Raw genomic sequence first — 17,963 nt, 5'->3', positions numbered from 1 at the left:
TTATCCCTTGAGTGCGTTCAGTTCGTCGACGTTGATGTTCGACTTGTTGCGGAACAGGAGCACCAGCAGCGCCAGCCCGATGGCCGACTCGGCCGCAGCCACTGTCAGGATGAAGAACACGAACACCTGGCCGTGCATGTCGCCCAGGTAGTGCGAGAACGCGACGAAGTTCATGTTGACCGCGAGCAGCATCAGTTCGATGCACATCAGCAGCACGATCAGGTTCTTGCGGTTGAGGAAGATGCCGACGACCGCCATCGCGAACAGCATCGCGCCAAGCGACAGGTAATGATGGAGCGACAAGGTCATGCTTTTTTCTCCGCTGCGGCCGCCGGGGCGCCTTCTGCTGGCGTGGCCGGGGATGCCGGCGCTTGTGGCGGTTGTGTCGCCGCCAGCTTGACCAGCGCCATGCGATCGCGCGCCTTGACCTTGACCTGGTCATCGACGTGAACGAACTTGGTGTCCTTCCGCGCGCGCAGCGTCAGCGCAATGGCCGCGATCATCGCCACCACGAGGATGACGGCCGCGATCTGCACGGGGTAGAGATATTCGGTGTAGAGCAGGATGCCCAGCGCCTTGGTGTTGGAGACCTGGCTGGCGGCTGCCTGCGCCGCTGCCGGCAACTGGCGGAAGCCACCCATCAACACGTAGGCCATTTCAAGCGCGATGACCACGCCGACGAGCGCCGCCAACGGGAAGTGCTTCCAGAAGCCCTGTCGCAGGCTGTCGATGTTGAGGTCCAGCATCATCACGACGAACAGGAACAGCACCATCACGGCGCCCAGGTACACAAGCACCAGCACGATGGCCAGGAACTCGGCCCGCAGCAGCAGCCACACCGCCGATGCCTGCGAGAACGCGAGCATCAGGTACAGCACCGCATGCACGGGATTGCGCGCGGTGATCACCCGGAAGGCTGCGAACAGCAGCACGACCGAGAACAGATAGAAGAAGCCAGTCTTGACGTCCATGGATTTTTTTCTTCGGGGCGTCTGCCGTTTAGCGGTACTTCGCGTCCGCGGCCTTGGCGGCCACGATCTCGTTTTCGTAGCGGTCGCCCACGGCCAGCAGCATTTCCTTCGTGAAATACAGGTCGCCGCGCTTTTCGCCGTGGTATTCGAGGATGTGGGTTTCGACGATCGAGTCGACCGGGCAGCTTTCTTCGCAGAAGCCGCAGAAGATGCACTTCGTCAGGTCGATGTCGTAGCGCGAGGTACGGCGCGAACCGTCGTCGCGCACTTCCGACTCGATGGTGATCGCCACCGCCGGACACACGGCCTCGCAAAGCTTGCAGGCAATGCAGCGTTCTTCGCCGTTTTCATAGCGGCGCAGCGCATGCAGGCCGCGGAAGCGCGGGGAAAGCGGCGTCTTTTCCTCGGGGAATTGAACCGTGATCTTGCGCTTGAACGCGTATTTTCCGGTCAGCATCATGCCCTTGAACAATTCCGCGAGCATGAAGCTCTTGAAGAAGTCCTTGACCGAAAAGGAGGAGGCAGCAACGGCTGTCATTTTTTTCTCTCCGCTTATTTCCAGATGTTCCAGGGCGTCTGCATCCAGCCCCCGACCACCAGCAGCCACACCAGGGTGACCGGAATGAAGATCTTCCATCCCAGACGCATGATCTGGTCATAACGGAAGCGCGGGAAGGTGCCGCGAATCCAGATGAACAGCGAGACCACGAAGAAGGTCTTCGCGCCCAGCCAGATCCAGCCCGGAATGAAATCGAGGAAGCCGACCGGCGAAAGCCATCCGCCCAGGAACATCAGTGCGGCCAGGATGGCCACCAGCCACATGCTGGCGTACTCGGCCAGGAAGAAGATCGCGAAGCCCATGCCGGAGTACTCGACCATGTGACCCGCCACGATCTCGGCCTCGCCTTCCACCACGTCGAACGGATGGCGATTGGTTTCGGCCACGCCCGAGATCACATAGACGACGAAGATCGGCAGCAGCGGAAGCCAGTTCCACGACAGGAAGCCCAGGCCCATGTTCGCGAAGGTGCCCTTGCCTTGCATCGCGACGACGTCACCCAGGTTCAGGCTGCCCGACACCATGATGACCACAACCAGGCAGAAGCCCATGGCGATTTCATAGCTCACCATCTGAGCGGAGGCGCGTAGTGCGCCAAGGAAGGCGTACTTCGAATTCGACGCCCAGCCCGCGATGATCACGCCATACACCTCGATGGAGGTGATCGCCATGATCAGCAGCAAGCCGGCATTGACGTTGGCCAGCACCGCTTCGGGACCGAAGGGGATCGCCACCCACGCGGCGAGCGCCGGCATGATGGCCATGATCGGGCCGAGGCGGAACAGGCCCTGGCTCGCCGCCGACGGGTTGATCAGTTCCTTGGTCAGCAGCTTCAACGCGTCAGCGATGGGCTGCAGCAAGCCGAAGGGACCGACGCGGTTCGGCCCCAAGCGCACCTGGATGAAGCCCAGGAACTTGCGCTCCCACAGGGTCAGGTACGCCACCGCACCCAGCAACGGCAGCAGCACGGCCACGATCTTGATCAGCGACCAGATCACCGGCCAACCGCCGCCGACCCACCAGTTCGCGGAACTCAGTCCACGGCCAAAACCATAGATGGCGTCGATCATGCGGGCACTCCGTCGAGCGTCGGAACAGTGCCGCGCACTGCTTGGCCACGGGCATCTGCTGTCAGCTGAAGCGAAGTCGCGCGTCGCACCAGGCCGTCGAGTTGATAAATGGCAGCGACTACCGGCACGACGGAGGCGCCTTGCGCTGCGGCAGACAGATCGATGCCCGCAGGCGCCGCGTTGCTCAGACGATCCGCCGGCACCTGCGCCGTCGCCACGTCCTGGGCGCCCTGGATTTGCGCCAGCACTTCCTGCGACGACTCGAAGTCGAAGCCTTGCAGGCCCAGCATGTTGCCCAGGACGCGCAGCACCTTCCAACCGGGGCGTGCGCCACCTTGCGGCTTGACCACCGCATGGAAGCTCTGCACGCGGCCTTCGGCATTGACGAAGGTGCCCGGTGTTTCGGTGAACGGCGCGATCGGCAGCAACACATCGCTGAACGCGAGATTGGCCTTGAACGGGCTCAAGGTCACGACCATCTGCGCATGCTCGAGACCCGCGGGCGTATCGCTGCCGAGGGCCGAGTCGAACTCAGGCTCGTTGTTCAGCAGGATCACGGCCTTCAGGCCGCCCGTCAGCATCTGGGCTGCGTTGAGGCCGCCGTTCTTCGGCGTGGCACCAACCCATTGCGCCCCGACCGTGTTGGCGGCTTCGGTCAGGTAGCCGACGCTGGCACCGGTCTGCTCGCCAATCCACTGCGCGATGGCCAACAATTGCGAGGCTTGCGGATGGTGGGCGGCAGCGTTGCCGAGCAGGATGGCCTTGCGTTCGCCGCCGAGCAAGGACTTGGCAAGCGCCTTGGCGGCGTCGCTGGCATCACCGTTGACAGGCACAGAAACGCCCTTCTCGGCCCCGATGGCCGAGGCCAGATTGTTCAACGCCGCGATCCATTCGCCCGACGAGGCCGTCTGCGCGCTCGCGAGCGACATCGCCCATGCATCACGCGAAGCGAGTTCCTTGCTCGAATTGATCGAGTGAACCGCCCCACCCTTGCGCGCAGCCTGGCGGATGCGTTGCGCGAACAGCGGATGGTCCTTGCGCAGGTTCGAACCGACGACGAGGACGCGTTGCAGTTGCGACAGCGAGGCGATCGAGGTACCGAGCCAGCGAATGCCGCTGGCTGGCGTGAAGTCGGCGTTGCGCAGGCGGTAGTCGATGTTGTCGCTGCCGAGGCCGCGCACGAGGCCGCTGGCCAGCGCCAGTTCTTCCACCGTGCTGTGCGGGCTCACCAAGGCACCAATGGCCGAAGCGCCATGGTCCGTCTTGATCTGGCGCAGGCCGTTCGCGACATATTCGAGCGCAGTCTGCCAATCGACCGCCTGCCACTTGCCGCCCTGCTTCAGCATCGGCTGCGTCAGGCGCTCGTCGCTGTTGAGCGATTCGTAGGAGAAGCGATCGCGATCGGCGATCCAGCATTCGTTGACGTCTTCGTTCTCGAGCGGAACGACGCGCATCACCTTGTTGTTCTTGACCTGCACGATCAAGTTGGCGCCCGATGAATCGTGCGGCGCGATCGACTTGCGGCGCGACAGTTCCCAGGTGCGAGCGCTGTAGCGGAAGGGCTTGCTGGTGAGCGCGCCGACCGGGCAGATGTCGATCATGTTGCCCGAGAGTTCGGAATCCACGGTCTCGCCGAGCACCGTGGTGATCTCGGAATGCTCGCCGCGATGGATCATGCCGAGTTCCATCACGCCGGCCACTTCCTGGCCGAAGCGGACGCAGCGCGTGCAATGGATGCAGCGGCTCATCTCTTCCATGCTGATCAGCGGGCCGACGTCCTTGTGGAACACGACGCGCTTCTCTTCTTCATAGCGCGACGACGAGCCACCGTAACCCACCGCCAGGTCCTGCAGTTGGCATTCACCGCCCTGGTCGCAGATCGGGCAGTCCAGCGGGTGATTGATGAGCAGGAACTCCATCACCGATTGCTGGGCCTTGATGGCCTTGTCGCTCTTGGTGCGGACGATCATGCCCTGCGTCACCGGCGTGGCGCACGCCGGCATCGGCTTGGGCGCCTTCTCGACGTCGACGAGGCACATGCGGCAGTTGGCCGCGATGCTGAGTTTCTTGTGATAGCAGAAGTGGGGGATGTAGGTTCCCGCCTTGTCGGCCGCATGCATGACCATGCTGCCTTCAACGATCTCCACCTTCTTGCCGTCGATTTCCAGTTCAACCATATGTTTTTCCCGTCCCTCAGGCCTTGGCGGCCGCTGCAGGGACGTAGCCCGGAATGAGCGCCTCGAACTCGTGGCGGAAGTGCTTGATCATCGCGCGCACCGGCATCGCAGCGGCATCGCCCAGTGCGCAGATGGTGCGGCCCTGGATGTTGTCGGCCACCGAATTCAGCAGGTCCATGTCGGTCGCCTTGCCTTGCCCGTTGTGGATGCGCTCGACCACGCGATAGAGCCAGCCCGTGCCTTCGCGGCAGGGCGTGCACTGGCCGCAGGATTCGTGCATGTAGAAATACGAAAGGCGCTTGAGCGACTCGACCATCGAACGGCTGTCGTCCATGACGATGACCGCACCCGAACCCAGCATCGAGCCGGCCTTGGCGATGGAGTCGTAGTCCATCGTGCATTCCATCATGATGGACGCGGGCAGCACCGGCGACGACGATCCGCCGGGGATCACGGCCTTGAGCTGGCGGCCCTTGCGCACCCCGCCGCACAGTTCCAGCAGCTTGCTGAACGGCGTGCCCATCGGCACTTCGTAGTTGCCTGGCAACTCGACGTCGCCGCTCACCGAATAGATCTTGGTGCCGCCGTTGTTCGGCTTGCCGCATTCGAGGTAAGCCGGGCCACCGTTGATGATGATCCACGGTACCGCCGCGAAGGTCTCGGTGTTGTTGATGGTCGTCGGCTTGCCGTAGAGGCCGAAGCTCGCCGGAAACGGCGGCTTGAAGCGCGGCTGGCCCTTCTTGCCTTCGAGCGATTCGAGCAGCGCGGTTTCCTCGCCGCAGATGTAGGCGCCGAAGCCGTGGGCCGCATGCAGCTGGAAGTTGTAGCTGCTGCCCATGATGCCGTTGCCGAGATAGCCGGCGGCACGCGCCTCTTCCAGCGCTTCTTCAAAACGATCGTACGACGCGAAGATCTCGCCGTGGATGTAGTTGTAGCCGACGCTGATGCCCATCGCATACGCGGCGATGGCCATGCCTTCGATCACGATGTGCGGGTTGAACTGCAGAATGTCGCGGTCCTTGCACGTACCCGGCTCGCCTTCGTCCGAATTGCAGACCAGGTATTTCTGGCCCGGGAACTGGCGCGGCATGAAGCTCCACTTCAGGCCGGTGGGAAAGCCGGCGCCACCGCGACCACGCAGCCCGGAAGCCTTGACTTCGGCGATCACCTGCTCCGGCGTCATGCCTTCGCTCAGGATCTTGCGCAGCGCCTTGTAGCCGCCGCGCGCTTCGTAGTCGGCCAGGCGCCAGTTGGTGCCGTCGAGACCCGCATAGATCTGCGGCTCAATATGGCGGTTGTGGAAGCAGGTCTGGACGCCAGTGGCCTGGAACTGGGCGAGGACTTGGTCGGCGTTCATCACGAGGCACTCCCCTGGGCCGTACGGAGGCCGTCGATGAGCTGGTCGAGCTTGTCATTGCTCATGAAGCTGCACATGGTCACGTCATTGACCAGCATCACAGGCGAATCGGCGCAGGCCCCGAGGCATTCGCTCTGCTGCAGGGTGAACAGGCCGTCGGCCGTGGTGTCGCCCATCTTGATGCCGAGCTTCTTCTCCAGGTGCGCCAGCGCGACCACGCCATCGCGCAACTGGCACGGCAGGTTCGTGCACACGTTGAGCTTGAACTTGCCCACCGGATGCTGGTTGTACATGTTGTAGAAGGTGGTGACTTCATGCACCGCGATCTGTGGCATGCCGAGGTAGTCGGCAATGACCTTTTCGCTTTCGAGGCTGACCCAGCCGTGCGCCTTCTGCACGATCTGCAGGCAGGCCATCACGGCCGATTGCGCCTGGTCGGCCGGGTACTTGGCGACCTCGCGCGCGAACAGCGCGAGCATCGCGTCGTCGATCGCTTGCGTGCTCGCAGGTGTGTGGTGGGGATTGCTCATCGATCGATCTCTCCGAACACGATGTCCAGCGTTCCGATCACCGCCACGGTGTCGGCGATCATGTGGCCGCGCGCCATCTCGTCGAGCGCGGCAAGGTGCGCAAAACCAGGTGCGCGAATCTTCAGGCGATAGGGCTTGTTGGCGCCGTCGCTGACCAGGTAGATGCCGAACTCGCCCTTCGGATGCTCGACCGCCGCATAGGCCTCTCCCTCCGGCACATGGAAGCCTTCGGTGAAGAGCTTGAAGTGGTGGATCAGCTCTTCCATGTTGGACTTCATGGATTCGCGCGCGGGTGCGGCCACCTTGTGGTTGTCGGTGATCACGGGGCCGGGGTTCGCGCGCAGCCAGGCGGAGCACTGCTGGATGATGCGGTTGGACTGCGCCATCTCTTCCATGCGCACCAGGTAGCGGTCGTAGCAATCGCCGGTCTTGCCCACGGGGATGTCGAAATCCATGCGGTCGTAGACATCGTACGGCTGCGTCTTGCGCAGGTCCCAGGCGATGCCGGAGCCACGCAGCATCGGACCGGTCAGGCCGAGGCTCAAGGCACGTTCCTGCGTCATCACGCCGATGTTGACGGTCCGCTGCTTCCAGATACGGTTGTCGCTGAGCAGCGTGTGGTACTCCTCCATGTGCTTCACGAAACGCTTCGAGAAGTCATCGATGAAGTCCAGCAGCGAACCCTGGCGGTTCTCGTTCAGGCGCGCCATGGTCTTGGCATTCTTGATCTTGCTGTGCTTGTACTGCGGCATGGTGTCCGGCAGGTCGCGGTAAACACCGCCCGGACGGAAGTAGGCTGCATGCATGCGCGCGCCGGACACGGCTTCGTACATGTCGAACAGGTCTTCGCGTTCACGGAACGCGTAGATCAGCACGGTGGAACTGCCGCAATCGTTCGCGTGGGAGCCGAGCCACATCAGGTGGTTCAGCAAGCGTGTGATTTCCGAGAACATCACGCGGATGTACTGCGCGCGAATCGGCACTTCGAGGCCGAGCAGCTTCTCGATCGCCAGGCAGTAGGCGTGCTCGTTGCACATCATCGACACGTAGTCGAGACGATCCATGTACGGCAGCGACTGGATGAAGGTCTTGCCTTCTGCCAGCTTTTCGGTCGCGCGATGCAGCAGGCCGATGTGCGGGTCGGCGCGCTGCACGACCTCGCCGTCCAGCTCCAGCACGAGGCGCAGTACGCCGTGCGCTGCCGGATGCTGGGGCCCGAAGTTCAGGGTGTAGTTCTTGATGTCGGCCATTTACTGCAGGCCTCCATAGTTCTCTTCGCGGATGATGCGCGGCGTGACTTCACGCGGCTCGATCGTCACGGGCTGGTAGACCACGCGCCGCAGCTCTTCGTCGTAGCGCATCTCGACATGGCCCGACAGCGGGAAATCCTTGCGGAACGGGTGGCCGATGAAGCCGTAGTCGGTCAGGATGCGGCGCAGGTCGACGTGGCCATCGAACACGATGCCGTACAGGTCGAAAGCCTCGCGCTCGAACCAGTTGGCCGAGTTCCAGATGTGCATCACCGAGGGAATGACCGGGAAGTCGTCGTCCGGGCAGAACACCTTGACGCGCACGCGCTGGTTCAGGGATACCGACAACAGGTGGGAGACGGCGCAGTAGCGCGGCCCATCCCATTCCGTGTCTCGCCAAGCCGAGTAGTCCATGCCGCAGATGTCGATGAGCTGCTCGAACTTGCAGCCAGGTGCATCGCGCAATGTTTCCATCGCCTCGAGATAGACGTCGGCCTTGACGGTGACGGTGACCTCGCCCAGCGCCACCTTGATGCTGGCGAGCTTGTCGCCGAGCGCGCTGGAGATCGTGTCCCTGAGGACTTCGGGAGCAATCGCAAAAGTGGTCATGAAGTGCTCAGGCCCGCGCGATAGTGTTGGTTCGGCGAACCTTCTGCTGAAGCTGGATGATCCCGTAGATCAGCGCTTCGGCGGTTGGCGGGCAGCCCGGTACATAGACGTCGACGGGCACGATGCGGTCGCAGCCGCGCACCACGGAATAGCTGTAGTGATAGTAGCCACCGCCGTTGGCGCACGAGCCCATCGACAGCACCCAGCGCGGCTCCGCCATCTGGTCGTAGACCTTGCGCAGCGCCGGCGCCATCTTGTTGCACAGCGTGCCAGCCACGATCATCAGATCGGACTGGCGTGGGCTGGCCCGGAACACCTCGGCGCCGAAGCGACCGATGTCATAGCGTGCGGCGGCCGCATGCATCATTTCGACGGCGCAGCAGGCCAGACCAAAGGTCATGGGCCACAGCGAGCCGGTCTTGGCCCAGTTCACCACGGAGTCGTACGACGTGGTGACGAAGCCTTCCTTGAAAACGCCTTCAATGGCCATTGTTATTCCCAGTCAAGCGCGCCCTTTTTCCATTCGTAGACGAAGCCCACGACAAGGATGGCGAGAAAGATGACGACGGCCCAGAAACCTGCTGCACCTACTTCCTTCAGCGCGACGGCCCAGGGAAACAGGAAAGCGATCTCAAGATCGAAAAGGATGAAGAGGATGGCCACCAGGTAATAGCGGACATCGAACTGCATGCGGGCATTCTCGAAAGCTTCGAAGCCGCACTCGTAGGGGGAGTTCTTTGCAGAATCGGGACGGTTCGGCCCGAGGATGTAGCCGAGGATCTGGGGCGCAATGCCTACCCCGATACCGACCAGGATGAACAACAGGACTGGGAGGTATGTTTCGAGGTTCATCGGGAAGGTTCTATCACCGCTTGCCACGAGCAGGAAGTGTTCCTGCTCGTGAGATTTGGTGCGGTCGGCGAGACTCGAACTCGCACAGCTTTCGCCACTACCCCCTCAAGATAGCGTGTCTACCAATTTCACCACGACCGCGGTTTGTCTTATCTGGATGGCATGAGGACCGTGAAGGATTTGGCTTTCCAGACAGAGTCAGAGTTTACCCTGAAATGAAACGTTTTCTTGCACCGAGTGCATCGAACGATGCATTTACTTTGCCGGGATCTGGGCAGCGCCACCTGCTGGTGCAACAGGCTCCGCCGCGGGTGCGCTCGTGCCCGTTGCCGGTGCCGGCGTCGCCGGAATCTGCGCGGCCGAACCCGATGCTGGAGCAGCCGGCGCAGGCGCCGGCGCGCTGACCGCGGCGCGTTCGATCAGGCTGCCACCACCACTGCTCGGGCGGGCGTGGCTCAGGTAGGCCAGGCCCAGCGTGCAGGCAAAGAAGACCGCCGCCAACACCGCCGTGGTGCGCGAGAGGAAGTTGGCGCTACCGCTTGCACCAAACAGGCTGCCGGCGCTGCCGCTGCCGAAGGCCGCACCCATGTCGGCACCCTTGCCGTGCTGGATCAGGATCAACCCGATCATCGCCAGCGCCGCGAGCATCTGCACGCCCGTCAAGATGTTGAGAAACACGTTCATTCGTTCTTACTCCAGGTTCGATTCGTACCGCAGCGCACGCTCAGCGCGCCGCCGCAATGATTTGCAAAAAGTCAGGGGCCTTGAGCGAAGCACCGCCAATCAGGCCGCCGTTGATGTCGGGCTGTGAGAGCAGTTCGGCCGCATTGGCTGCATTCATGCTGCCGCCGTAGAGGATGCGAATGCCGGCAGCATGTTCGCTGGCCGCGTGATGCAACTGCGCACGCAGCAGCGCGTGCACGGTTTGCGCCTGCGCCGGCGTGGCGGTCTTGCCGGTGCCGATGGCCCACACGGGCTCATAGGCCACCACGATTTCGCTGATGCAATGGCCGTTGACATGTATCACCGCGGCAAGTTGCCGCTTGACCACCTCTTCGGTCTGCCCCGCCTCGCGTTCCGCCAGCGTCTCGCCGACACAGACGATCGGCGTAATACCGTTGGTCAATGCGGCGGCCGTCTTCGCGGCCACCGTCGCGTCCGTCTCACCGTGGTACTGGCGGCGCTCCGAATGGCCGACGATGGCATAGCGCACGCCGAAGTCCTTCAGCATCGCGCTCGACTGCTCGCCGGTGTAGGCGCCTTGCGCGTGCATCGACACGTCCTGCGCGCCCAGTTCGATGGGCGAGCCTGCAACCAGCGACTGCACCTGCGCCAGGTAGGGCGCGGGCACGCACAGTGCGACGTCGCAGGCCGGATCGTCCACGCCCTGCTTCAGCGCTTCCACCAACGCCGAGTTGGCAGCCAAGCTGCCGTTCATCTTCCAGTTGCCCGCGATCAGCTTGTTCTTGTGAGTTGTCATCTATTGATTGCCCTACCAGGTCAGCACGATCTTGCCGATGTGCTGGTTCGACTCCATCAGTTCGTGCGCCTTCGCCGCGCCGCCCTGCTCTGCCGCCGCGAAGCTGCTGTGGATCACGGGCTTGATCGCGCCGCGTTCCAGCAAGGGCCAGACCTTTTCACGCAGGGCCTTCGCGATGGCGGCCTTGAATGCGACGGGGCGCGGACGCAGCGTCGAACCGGTGACGGTCAGGCGCTTGCGCAGCACCAGGCCGGCATTGATCTCGCTCTTGATGCCGCCCTGCACGGCGATGATCACGAGCCGGCCGTCTTCGGCCAGGCACTCGATCTCGCGCGCCACGTAGCTGCCGGCCACCATGTCGAGCACCACGTCGACGCCCTTGCCGCCGGTGAGCTTCTTTGCTTCCTCGACGAAATCGGCGGTCTTGTAGTTGATCGCATGGTCGGCGCCAAGCTTCAGGCAGGCTTCGCACTTGTCGTCGCTGCCAGCCGTCACGATGACGGTCGCGCCGAGCGCCTTGGCCAACTGGATGGCCGTCACGCCGATGCCGCTGGATCCACCCTGCACCAACAGCGTTTCACCGGCCTGCAATCGACCGCGTTCGAACACGTTGCTCCAGACGGTGAAGAAGGTCTCGGGCAGCGTCGCTGCTTCGACATCGCTCCAACCCTTGGGCACCGGCAGACATTGCGCGACCGGCGCGACGCACAGTTCGGCATAGGCACCGCCCGCGACGAGCGCGCAGACGTGGTCGCCGACCTTCAAGCCGGCCGCGGCCATCGCCACGGCGTCGCCAGAGACGATCTCGCCTGCCAGTTCGAGGCCGGGTAAATCGGAGGCGCCGGGCGGCACGGGATAGTGACCCATGCGCTGCAGCACGTCGGGCCGGTTCACGCCGCTGGCCGCGACTCGAACCAGCAATTCACCCGCGCCCGCCACGGGCGCCGGGCGCTCGCCGACGCGCAGCACCTCAGGGGCGCCGAACGTAGTGATTTCAATGGCTTTCATGGTCTCTTCGGACTGCATCCCGTCCCCAGGACGACAACGCTGTGAAACAAACGACAAGGGCCGCCTCGCGACGGCCCCTGCCTGCCGGCCTCAGGGCTGGCGTTCGCCGTTGTCGCTCTCGACGCGCGAGGCATACACGCTTTGCTGCGGCTCGGCCAGGGCCGGTGCGGCTTCACGCGGTTGCTGCTGCTGCGGCTCGTTGCGCTGCTCACGCGGCGCTTCGTTGCGCTCGCCTTCGAAGCGCGGGGCGCGCGGCTCGCGGTCGCCACGCGGCGGGCGATCGCCACGTTCACGGCGTTCGCCGCCACGGTCGCCGCGATCACCACGGTCTTCACGCGGCGCACGCTCCTGGAATTCCATGCCGGCCGGACGCTCGGTCAGGGCCTTCATCGACAGCTTGACGCGGCCCTTTTCATCGGTTTCCAGGACCTTGACCTTCACGATCTGGCCTTCGCTCAGGTAGTCGGTGACCTTCTCGACGCGTTCGTGCGCGATCTGGCTGATGTGCAGCAGGCCGTCCTTGCCGGGCAGCAGGTTGATCAGCGCGCCGAAGTCCAGGATCTTGGTGACCGGGCCTTCATAGACCTTGCCGATTTCGACTTCGGCGGTGATCTGCTCGATGCGCTTCTTCGCGTGTTCCGCCTTTTCAGGATCGGTCGACGCGATGGTGATGGTGCCGTCTTCGTCGATGTTGATCTGGCAGCCGGTTTCCTCGGTCAGCGCACGGATGACCGAGCCGCCCTTGCCGATCACGTCGCGGATCTTCTCGGGGTTGATCTTCATCGTGAACAGGCGCGGAGCGAAGTTCGACACTTCGGCCTTGGCCTCCCCCATCGCTTCCTGCATCTTGCCGAGGATGTGCATGCGCGCTTCCTTGGCCTGCGCCAGTGCGACCTGCATGATTTCCTTGGTGATGCCCTGAATCTTGATGTCCATCTGCAGCGCGGTGATGCCGTTGGTGGTACCCGCTACCTTGAAGTCCATGTCGCCGAGGTGATCTTCGTCGCCCAGGATGTCGGTCAGCACTGCGAAGCGGTTGCCTTCCTTGATCAGGCCCATGGCGATGCCGGCGACGTGCGCCTTCATCGGCACGCCGGCATCCATCATCGACAGGCAGCCACCGCAGACCGAAGCCATCGAAGAGGAGCCGTTCGACTCGGTGATTTCCGAGACGACGCGGATCGTGTACGGGAACTCTTCCTTCTTCGGAAGCACTGCGACGAGCGCACGCTTGGCCAGGCGCCCGTGGCCGACTTCGCGACGCTTGGTCGAGCCCATGCGGCCCACTTCGCCGGTGGCAAAGGGAGGCATGTTGTAGTGGAACAGGAAGCGGTCCTCGTACTCGCCGGCGAGTGCGTCGATGCGCTGTGCATCGCGCTCGGTGCCCAGCGTGGTCACGACCAGCGCCTGCGTTTCACCACGGGTGAACAGGGCCGAACCGTGGGTGCGCGGCAGCACGGAGTTGCGGATCTCGATCGGGCGGACGGTGCGCGTGTCGCGGCCGTCGATGCGCGGTTCGCCTTCGAGGATCTGGCTGCGGACGATCTTGGCTTCGATGCTGAACAGCAGGTCGTTGACCTTGCCGGCGTCGAAGGGTTCGCCGCTTTCCTTGAGCGAGGCCATCACCGAAGCATTGGCTTCGCGCAGGGCTTGGGTGCGGGCTTGCTTGCTGCGGATCTGGTAGACGGCGCGCAGCTTTTCTTCGGCCAGGCCCTTGACCTTGGCGACGAAGTTCTCGTCTTCGGCAGGCGCTTGCCAATCCCACACCGGCTTGCCGGCGTCGCGCACGAGTTCGTGGATCGCATTGATCGCGATGCTGGCTTGTTCATGGCCGAACACCACGCCGCCGAGCATGATTTCTTCGCTCAGTTGCAGGGCTTCGGATTCGACCATCAGCACCGCCGCTTCGGTGCCGGCGACGACCAGGTCCATCTGCGAATCCTTGCGGGCCGTCTGGCCCGGATTCAGCACGTATTGGCCGTTGATGTAGCCCACGCGGGCGGCACCGATCGGGCCGCTGAACGGGATGCCGGAGATCGACAGTGCGGCGCTCACCCCGACCATGGCGGCGATGTCGGCATCGACTTCGGGGTTGAGGGACAGCGTGTGGATGACCACATGCACTTCGTTCAGGAAGCCTTCGGGGAACAGCGGGCGGATCGGACGGTCGATCAGGCGGCTGGTCAGCGTTTCGTGTTCGCTGGGCTTGGCTTCGCGCTTGAAGAAGCTGCCGGGGATCTTGCCGGCGGCATAGGTCTTCTCGATGTAGTCGACGGTCAGCGGGAAGAAGTCCTGGCCAGGTTTGGCGGACTTGGAGGCAACCACGGTGGCGAGGATGACGGTGCCGTCGATGTCGACCTTGACCGCGCCGCTGGCCTGGCGGGCGATTTCACCGGTTTCCAGGACGACGGTCTTGTCGCCCCATTGGAAGGACTTGGTGACTTTGTTGAAGAGGCTCATGTTTGCTCCTGTTTTGATAGCAAGGTCACGCGACCCTGCGAGGCTTTGGAGCGCTTGTCAGAACACGATGCCATTCCAGCGAAGCTCGGCTCGAACTTCCCTGGAATGACACAGCTTCGCTCTGTCTTGCACTCCGAAATGGAACCGCGAAGTAAAAAACGCCTGAGCTAGCGGACTAACTCAGGCGTTTTTGCATGCGGTTGGCTTACTTGCGCAGACCCAGCTTGGCGATCAGCGCGGTGTAACGGTCAGCGTCCTTGGACTTGAGGTAGTCGAGGAGCTTGCGGCGACGGCTCACCATGCGCAGCAGGCCGCGGCGACCGTGGTGGTCCTTGGCGTGCGTCTTGAAGTGAGGGGTGAGTTCGTTGATGCGGGCGGTGAGCAGTGCGACTTGCACTTCGGGGCTGCCAGTGTCGTTGGCGGCGCGGGCGTTGTCTTTGACGACTTCGGCCTTGATGGAGGCTGCGATCATTTGAAAAATTTCCTTGTTCCGATGGGAATTTGACTTGCGGTGTGCGCTGGAACTGCACGCACCGTGCGCCTTGCGGCATGCAAAGCCTGTCGATTATAGCGCGTCCGCTTCAGCGGGCTGGTTTTTGCTGGACCGCGAGCCACTTCTCGAGGCGCTCGACACCCTGCACCAGCCGCTGAGGATCCCTGGAGGCGAAGCACCAGCGCAGCCAGCCCTGGGCTTCCGGCGCGAAGGCGTTGCCGGGGGCGAGGCCAAGGCCGGCTTCGGCGACCAAGCGCTTGGCGACTTCCAGGGAGTCGGAAAAGCCTTCGAGCTGGAAAAAGGCGTACATCCCGCCCCTCGCCGGTGCGACCTTGACGCCGGGAACGCATTGCAGCAAGGGCACCAGCGTGTCGCGGCACTGCTTCAGGTGCGCGACCACGCGGGGCGTGACTTCGTCGGTGCGCCGCAGGGCCTCGATGCCGGCACGCTGGGTGAAGACGCTGGCGCAGGAGGTGTTGTACTCGATGAGCTTGCCGATGCCGTCCATCATCGAAGGCGGCAGCACCAGCCAGCCTAGGCGCCAGCCGGTCATGAGGAAGCTCTTGGAGAAGCTGTGCGCGACCACCAGGCGGTCGTCCGGCGTGCAGATGTCGAGGAAGCTCGGCGCGCAGCCGTTGGGCGTGGGCTCGAAGTAGAGGCGCTCGTAGACCTCGTCGGCCAGGATCCAGGTGCCGGTGGCGCGGCAATGGTCGAGGATGGCTTGCTGTTCCTCGCGGGTGAGCGTCCAGCCGGTGGGGTTGTTCGGGGCGTTGATGATCAGGAGCTTGGTCTGTCGGGTGACGGCGGCGCGCAAGGCATCGAGGTCCAGCGTCCATTCGCCGGCCTTGGGCACCAGCGAGACGCATCGCACCTGGGCGCCAAGGATTGCCGGCTGGGCCGTGAGGTTGGGCCAGACCGGCGTGACCGCGACGACCTCGTCACCCGCGTCGACCAGCGCCTGCACGGCCAGCATCAGCGCATTGACGCCGCCGGAGGTGACCGCGATGCGGCCGGCGTCGATGCGCGGGTGCAATTTGCTGGCATAGGCCGCGATGGCTTCGCGCAACTCGGGCAGGCCGAGGTTATGGGCATAGAAGGTTTCGCCCCTGGCGAGCGAGTCGATGGCGGCCTGACGGATGAATTCGGGCGTGACTTCGTCGCTTTCGCCGAACCAGAAGGCGAGCACGTCGTCGCGGCCCAGGCCAGCATTGGCGACTTCACGGATCTTGGAAGCTTCGAGATGGAGGATGGTTTGACGCATCGGGCGATTCTGCCTGCCGAGCAAGGCCGCGCCGGGCTTCAGGCCTCACGACGCATGCGGCATGTCGTGGGCATTTCTGCCCGTGCCGCGTCGATCGTCCTGATCACGCGGAAGCCGTAGCCCGAGCCCTCGACGTCGAAGCGCACACCAGGCGCACCCTGCCTGTCCATGATGCCGACCACCAATTGCTGCTGGAACTGGTGATCGCTTGCGCGCATGTGCCCGCGGCGACCGGCGAGGGTGACATCGGCATGCTCCAGCGCCTTGGCCAGCGGCAGCGCCTCCGTACTGCCGGCGCGCTCCAGCGACTGCGCCAGCGCCTCGACCAACAGCTGCATGCGCATGTGCACGTAGTCGTCGGCAGGCTTGGGAAAGCGCGTGCGAAAGGACTTGTAGAAGGCCTCCGAGGCCGGCGTCTGTACGTTCGGCAGCCAGTCGGCGACCGCGACGACGCGGCCGACCCCGGCGTCGCCGATGGCGGCCGGCGCGCCCAGCGCATTGCCATAGAAGGTGTAGAACTTGCCTTGGTAACCGGCCTCGCGCGCAGCCTTCACCAGCAGCGTCAGGTCATTGCCCCAATTGCCCGTGACCACGGCCTGCGCGCCGCTCGCGAGGATCTTGCTGGCATAAGGAGCGAAGTCCTTCACGCGGCCCATCGGATGCAGTTCCTCGCCGACGATCCGGATATCGGGCCGGAGCTGGCCGAGCTGGCGCTTCGATTCGCGCAGCACCGACTGGCCGAAGCTGTAGTCCTGCCCGATCAGGTAGACGCGTTCCAGCGACGCGTCGTCCTTCATCACGTCCATCAGCGCGGTCACGCGCATGTCGGCATGGGCGTCGAAGCGGAAGTGCCAGAAGCTGCAGCGCTCGTTGGTGAGGATCGGATCGACCGCCGAATAGTTCAGGAAGACCACCCGCCGGGACGGGTCGCGCTCGTTGTTCTTGTCGATGGCGTCGAGCAGCGCGGCGGCGGTGGCGGACGAGTTGCCTTGCAGGACGATGCGCGAACCGTCGTCGATGGCGGCGCGCAGGGCGGACAAGGCTTCTTCGTTCTGGCCCTTGCTGTCATAGCGCTCGAGCTTGAGCGGCCGGGCGCCGCCGGGCAGCCTGACGCCTCCGCGCGCGTTGACGCGCTCCACCGCCCATTGCAGGTTGCGGAACACGGCCTCGCCGGTGTTGGCGAATGGGCCGCTGAGGCTTTCGATCAGGGCCAGGGAAATGGGCTCGGGAGACTTGGCGCGCGATGGGAGCGACATCGATGCGGCAAGGGCGCCGCCTAGCGCCAGCGCGCCGGATTTCAAGGCCCGGCGGCGCGAAATATTGGGGAAATTCATGCTCTTGAAAGGCGTCCGCACGGGCCTAGATGAGGTGGCATGCGGCACTCATGATGAAAAGGCCGCGCAGTGTAAGGGGCAGCCCCATGCCCGCCCCTTTTGTCCTCAATGACCCTACGAGATCAGGAGATCAACATGTTCTTTGCACCGGCCCTCTACAACTGCTCGCCCCGCGCCCATGACCGCAGCTTCGAGCGCTTCGTCAATCGCGCCTTTGCCAACGCCACCGTGTCGCGCCATGGGGTGAACATCGAGCAGGACGACACCAGCTGGACCCTGTCCTTCGACGTGCCGGGCCTGACCCGCGACGACCTGTCGGTCAGCATCGAAGGCGCCGTGGTTCGCGTCGAGAGCAAGGCAGAAGCCAGGCGCCAGGTCAAGGCAGCCTACGAGATGCCGCTGGAAATCGACACCGCGGCCAGCGAAGCCAAGCTGGAAAACGGCGTGCTGACCCTCAAGCTGGGCAAGCTTCAACCTGTCTCCAACAAGGTCGATTTGTCAATTCAGTAACTCGCCTTCCCAGCCACAAGCCGGTAACTTTTAGTTGCCGGC

Annotated in this window: 19 protein-coding genes and 1 tRNA gene; 1 reads left to right on the top strand and 19 read right to left on the bottom strand. The window is 63.7% G+C overall.

The features are described 5' to 3' along the window. From nuoK to HB681_RS03450, 19 genes are all read right to left on the bottom strand, one after another. The gene (gene nuoK, locus HB681_RS03540) at positions 1-309 is read right to left on the bottom strand and encodes an NADH-quinone oxidoreductase subunit NuoK (protein ID WP_213953393.1); all 309 of its coding nucleotides are present in this window, start codon (positions 307-309) and stop codon (positions 1-3) included. Continuing rightward, a complete protein-coding gene (locus tag HB681_RS03535; RefSeq protein WP_213953392.1) occupies positions 306-971 on the bottom strand; it encodes an NADH-quinone oxidoreductase subunit J in 666 nt (221 codons plus the stop codon). The genes nuoK and HB681_RS03535 overlap by 4 nt, the downstream gene beginning before the upstream one ends. 28 nt (positions 972-999) lie before the next feature. Beyond that, complete coding sequence (gene nuoI, locus HB681_RS03530; protein ID WP_213953391.1) at positions 1,000-1,509, bottom strand: NADH-quinone oxidoreductase subunit NuoI; 510 nt, start codon at positions 1,507-1,509, stop codon at positions 1,000-1,002. Between the two features lie 14 nt (positions 1,510-1,523). Then, on the bottom strand, positions 1,524-2,600 hold the full coding sequence (nuoH, locus tag HB681_RS03525; RefSeq protein WP_213953390.1) for an NADH-quinone oxidoreductase subunit NuoH: 1,077 nt from the start codon (positions 2,598-2,600) through the stop codon (positions 1,524-1,526). After that, complete coding sequence (gene nuoG / locus HB681_RS03520) at positions 2,597-4,777, bottom strand: NADH-quinone oxidoreductase subunit NuoG (RefSeq protein WP_213953389.1); 2,181 nt, start codon at positions 4,775-4,777, stop codon at positions 2,597-2,599. Before nuoG ends, nuoH begins: the two co-directional genes overlap by 4 nt. 16 nt (positions 4,778-4,793) lie before the next feature. Next, a complete protein-coding gene (gene nuoF, locus HB681_RS03515) occupies positions 4,794-6,134 on the bottom strand; it encodes an NADH-quinone oxidoreductase subunit NuoF (protein ID WP_213953388.1) in 1,341 nt (446 codons plus the stop codon). After that, positions 6,134-6,664, bottom strand: a complete 531-nt coding sequence (gene nuoE, locus HB681_RS03510) for an NADH-quinone oxidoreductase subunit NuoE (protein WP_213953387.1) — start codon at positions 6,662-6,664, stop codon at positions 6,134-6,136. The genes nuoF and nuoE overlap by 1 nt, the downstream gene beginning before the upstream one ends. After that, positions 6,661-7,914 carry an NADH-quinone oxidoreductase subunit D gene (locus HB681_RS03505; protein WP_213953386.1) on the bottom strand — a complete coding sequence of 418 codons (1,254 nt, stop codon included), beginning with the start codon at positions 7,912-7,914 and terminating at the stop codon, positions 6,661-6,663. The genes nuoE and HB681_RS03505 overlap by 4 nt, the downstream gene beginning before the upstream one ends. Continuing rightward, a complete protein-coding gene (locus HB681_RS03500) occupies positions 7,915-8,523 on the bottom strand; it encodes an NADH-quinone oxidoreductase subunit C (RefSeq protein ID WP_213953385.1) in 609 nt (202 codons plus the stop codon). A gap of 7 nt (positions 8,524-8,530) precedes the next feature. Then, positions 8,531-9,013 carry an NADH-quinone oxidoreductase subunit B gene (locus HB681_RS03495; RefSeq protein ID WP_140839331.1) on the bottom strand — a complete coding sequence of 161 codons (483 nt, stop codon included), beginning with the start codon at positions 9,011-9,013 and terminating at the stop codon, positions 8,531-8,533. Positions 9,014-9,015: 2 nt separating this feature from the next. After that, entirely contained in the window at positions 9,016-9,375 is a 360-nt protein-coding gene (locus HB681_RS03490) for an NADH-quinone oxidoreductase subunit A (protein ID WP_213953384.1), read from the bottom strand. A gap of 56 nt (positions 9,376-9,431) precedes the next feature. Beyond that, a tRNA-Leu gene (locus HB681_RS03485) sits at positions 9,432-9,516 on the bottom strand. A 114-nt stretch (positions 9,517-9,630) separates the two neighbouring features. Continuing rightward, positions 9,631-10,059 (bottom strand): preprotein translocase subunit SecG, encoded by a 429-nt coding sequence (gene secG / locus HB681_RS03480; protein ID WP_213953383.1) that lies wholly within the window; start codon positions 10,057-10,059, stop codon positions 9,631-9,633. Between the two features lie 40 nt (positions 10,060-10,099). Next, positions 10,100-10,855 (bottom strand): triose-phosphate isomerase, encoded by a 756-nt coding sequence (gene tpiA, locus HB681_RS03475; RefSeq protein WP_213953382.1) that lies wholly within the window; start codon positions 10,853-10,855, stop codon positions 10,100-10,102. Between the two features lie 12 nt (positions 10,856-10,867). Then, a complete protein-coding gene (locus HB681_RS03470; protein ID WP_213953381.1) occupies positions 10,868-11,863 on the bottom strand; it encodes an NAD(P)H-quinone oxidoreductase in 996 nt (331 codons plus the stop codon). A gap of 90 nt (positions 11,864-11,953) precedes the next feature. After that, positions 11,954-14,323, bottom strand: a complete 2,370-nt coding sequence (gene pnp / locus HB681_RS03465) for a polyribonucleotide nucleotidyltransferase (protein WP_213953380.1) — start codon at positions 14,321-14,323, stop codon at positions 11,954-11,956. Positions 14,324-14,528: 205 nt separating this feature from the next. Continuing rightward, positions 14,529-14,795, bottom strand: coding sequence for a 30S ribosomal protein S15 (gene rpsO / locus HB681_RS03460; RefSeq protein WP_007837783.1), 267 nt, complete (start codon positions 14,793-14,795; stop codon positions 14,529-14,531). 109 nt (positions 14,796-14,904) lie between these two features. After that, complete coding sequence (locus tag HB681_RS03455; RefSeq protein WP_213953379.1) at positions 14,905-16,077, bottom strand: pyridoxal phosphate-dependent aminotransferase; 1,173 nt, start codon at positions 16,075-16,077, stop codon at positions 14,905-14,907. 38 nt (positions 16,078-16,115) lie between these two features. After that, positions 16,116-17,411, bottom strand: a complete 1,296-nt coding sequence (locus HB681_RS03450) for a branched-chain amino acid ABC transporter substrate-binding protein (protein ID WP_213953378.1) — start codon at positions 17,409-17,411, stop codon at positions 16,116-16,118. A 135-nt stretch (positions 17,412-17,546) separates the two neighbouring features. Here HB681_RS03450 and HB681_RS03445 point away from each other — a divergent pair, with 135 nt between their 5' ends. Further along, entirely contained in the window at positions 17,547-17,921 is a 375-nt protein-coding gene (locus tag HB681_RS03445) for an Hsp20/alpha crystallin family protein (protein WP_213953377.1), read from the top strand. Positions 17,922-17,963 lie beyond the last annotated feature (42 nt).

The sequence above is a fragment of the Variovorax sp. dw_954 genome, from assembly GCF_018449755.1.
Classification (GTDB): Bacteria; Pseudomonadota; Gammaproteobacteria; order Burkholderiales; family Burkholderiaceae_C; genus Variovorax.
This window is presented reverse-complemented; position numbering and strand designations above follow the sequence as displayed.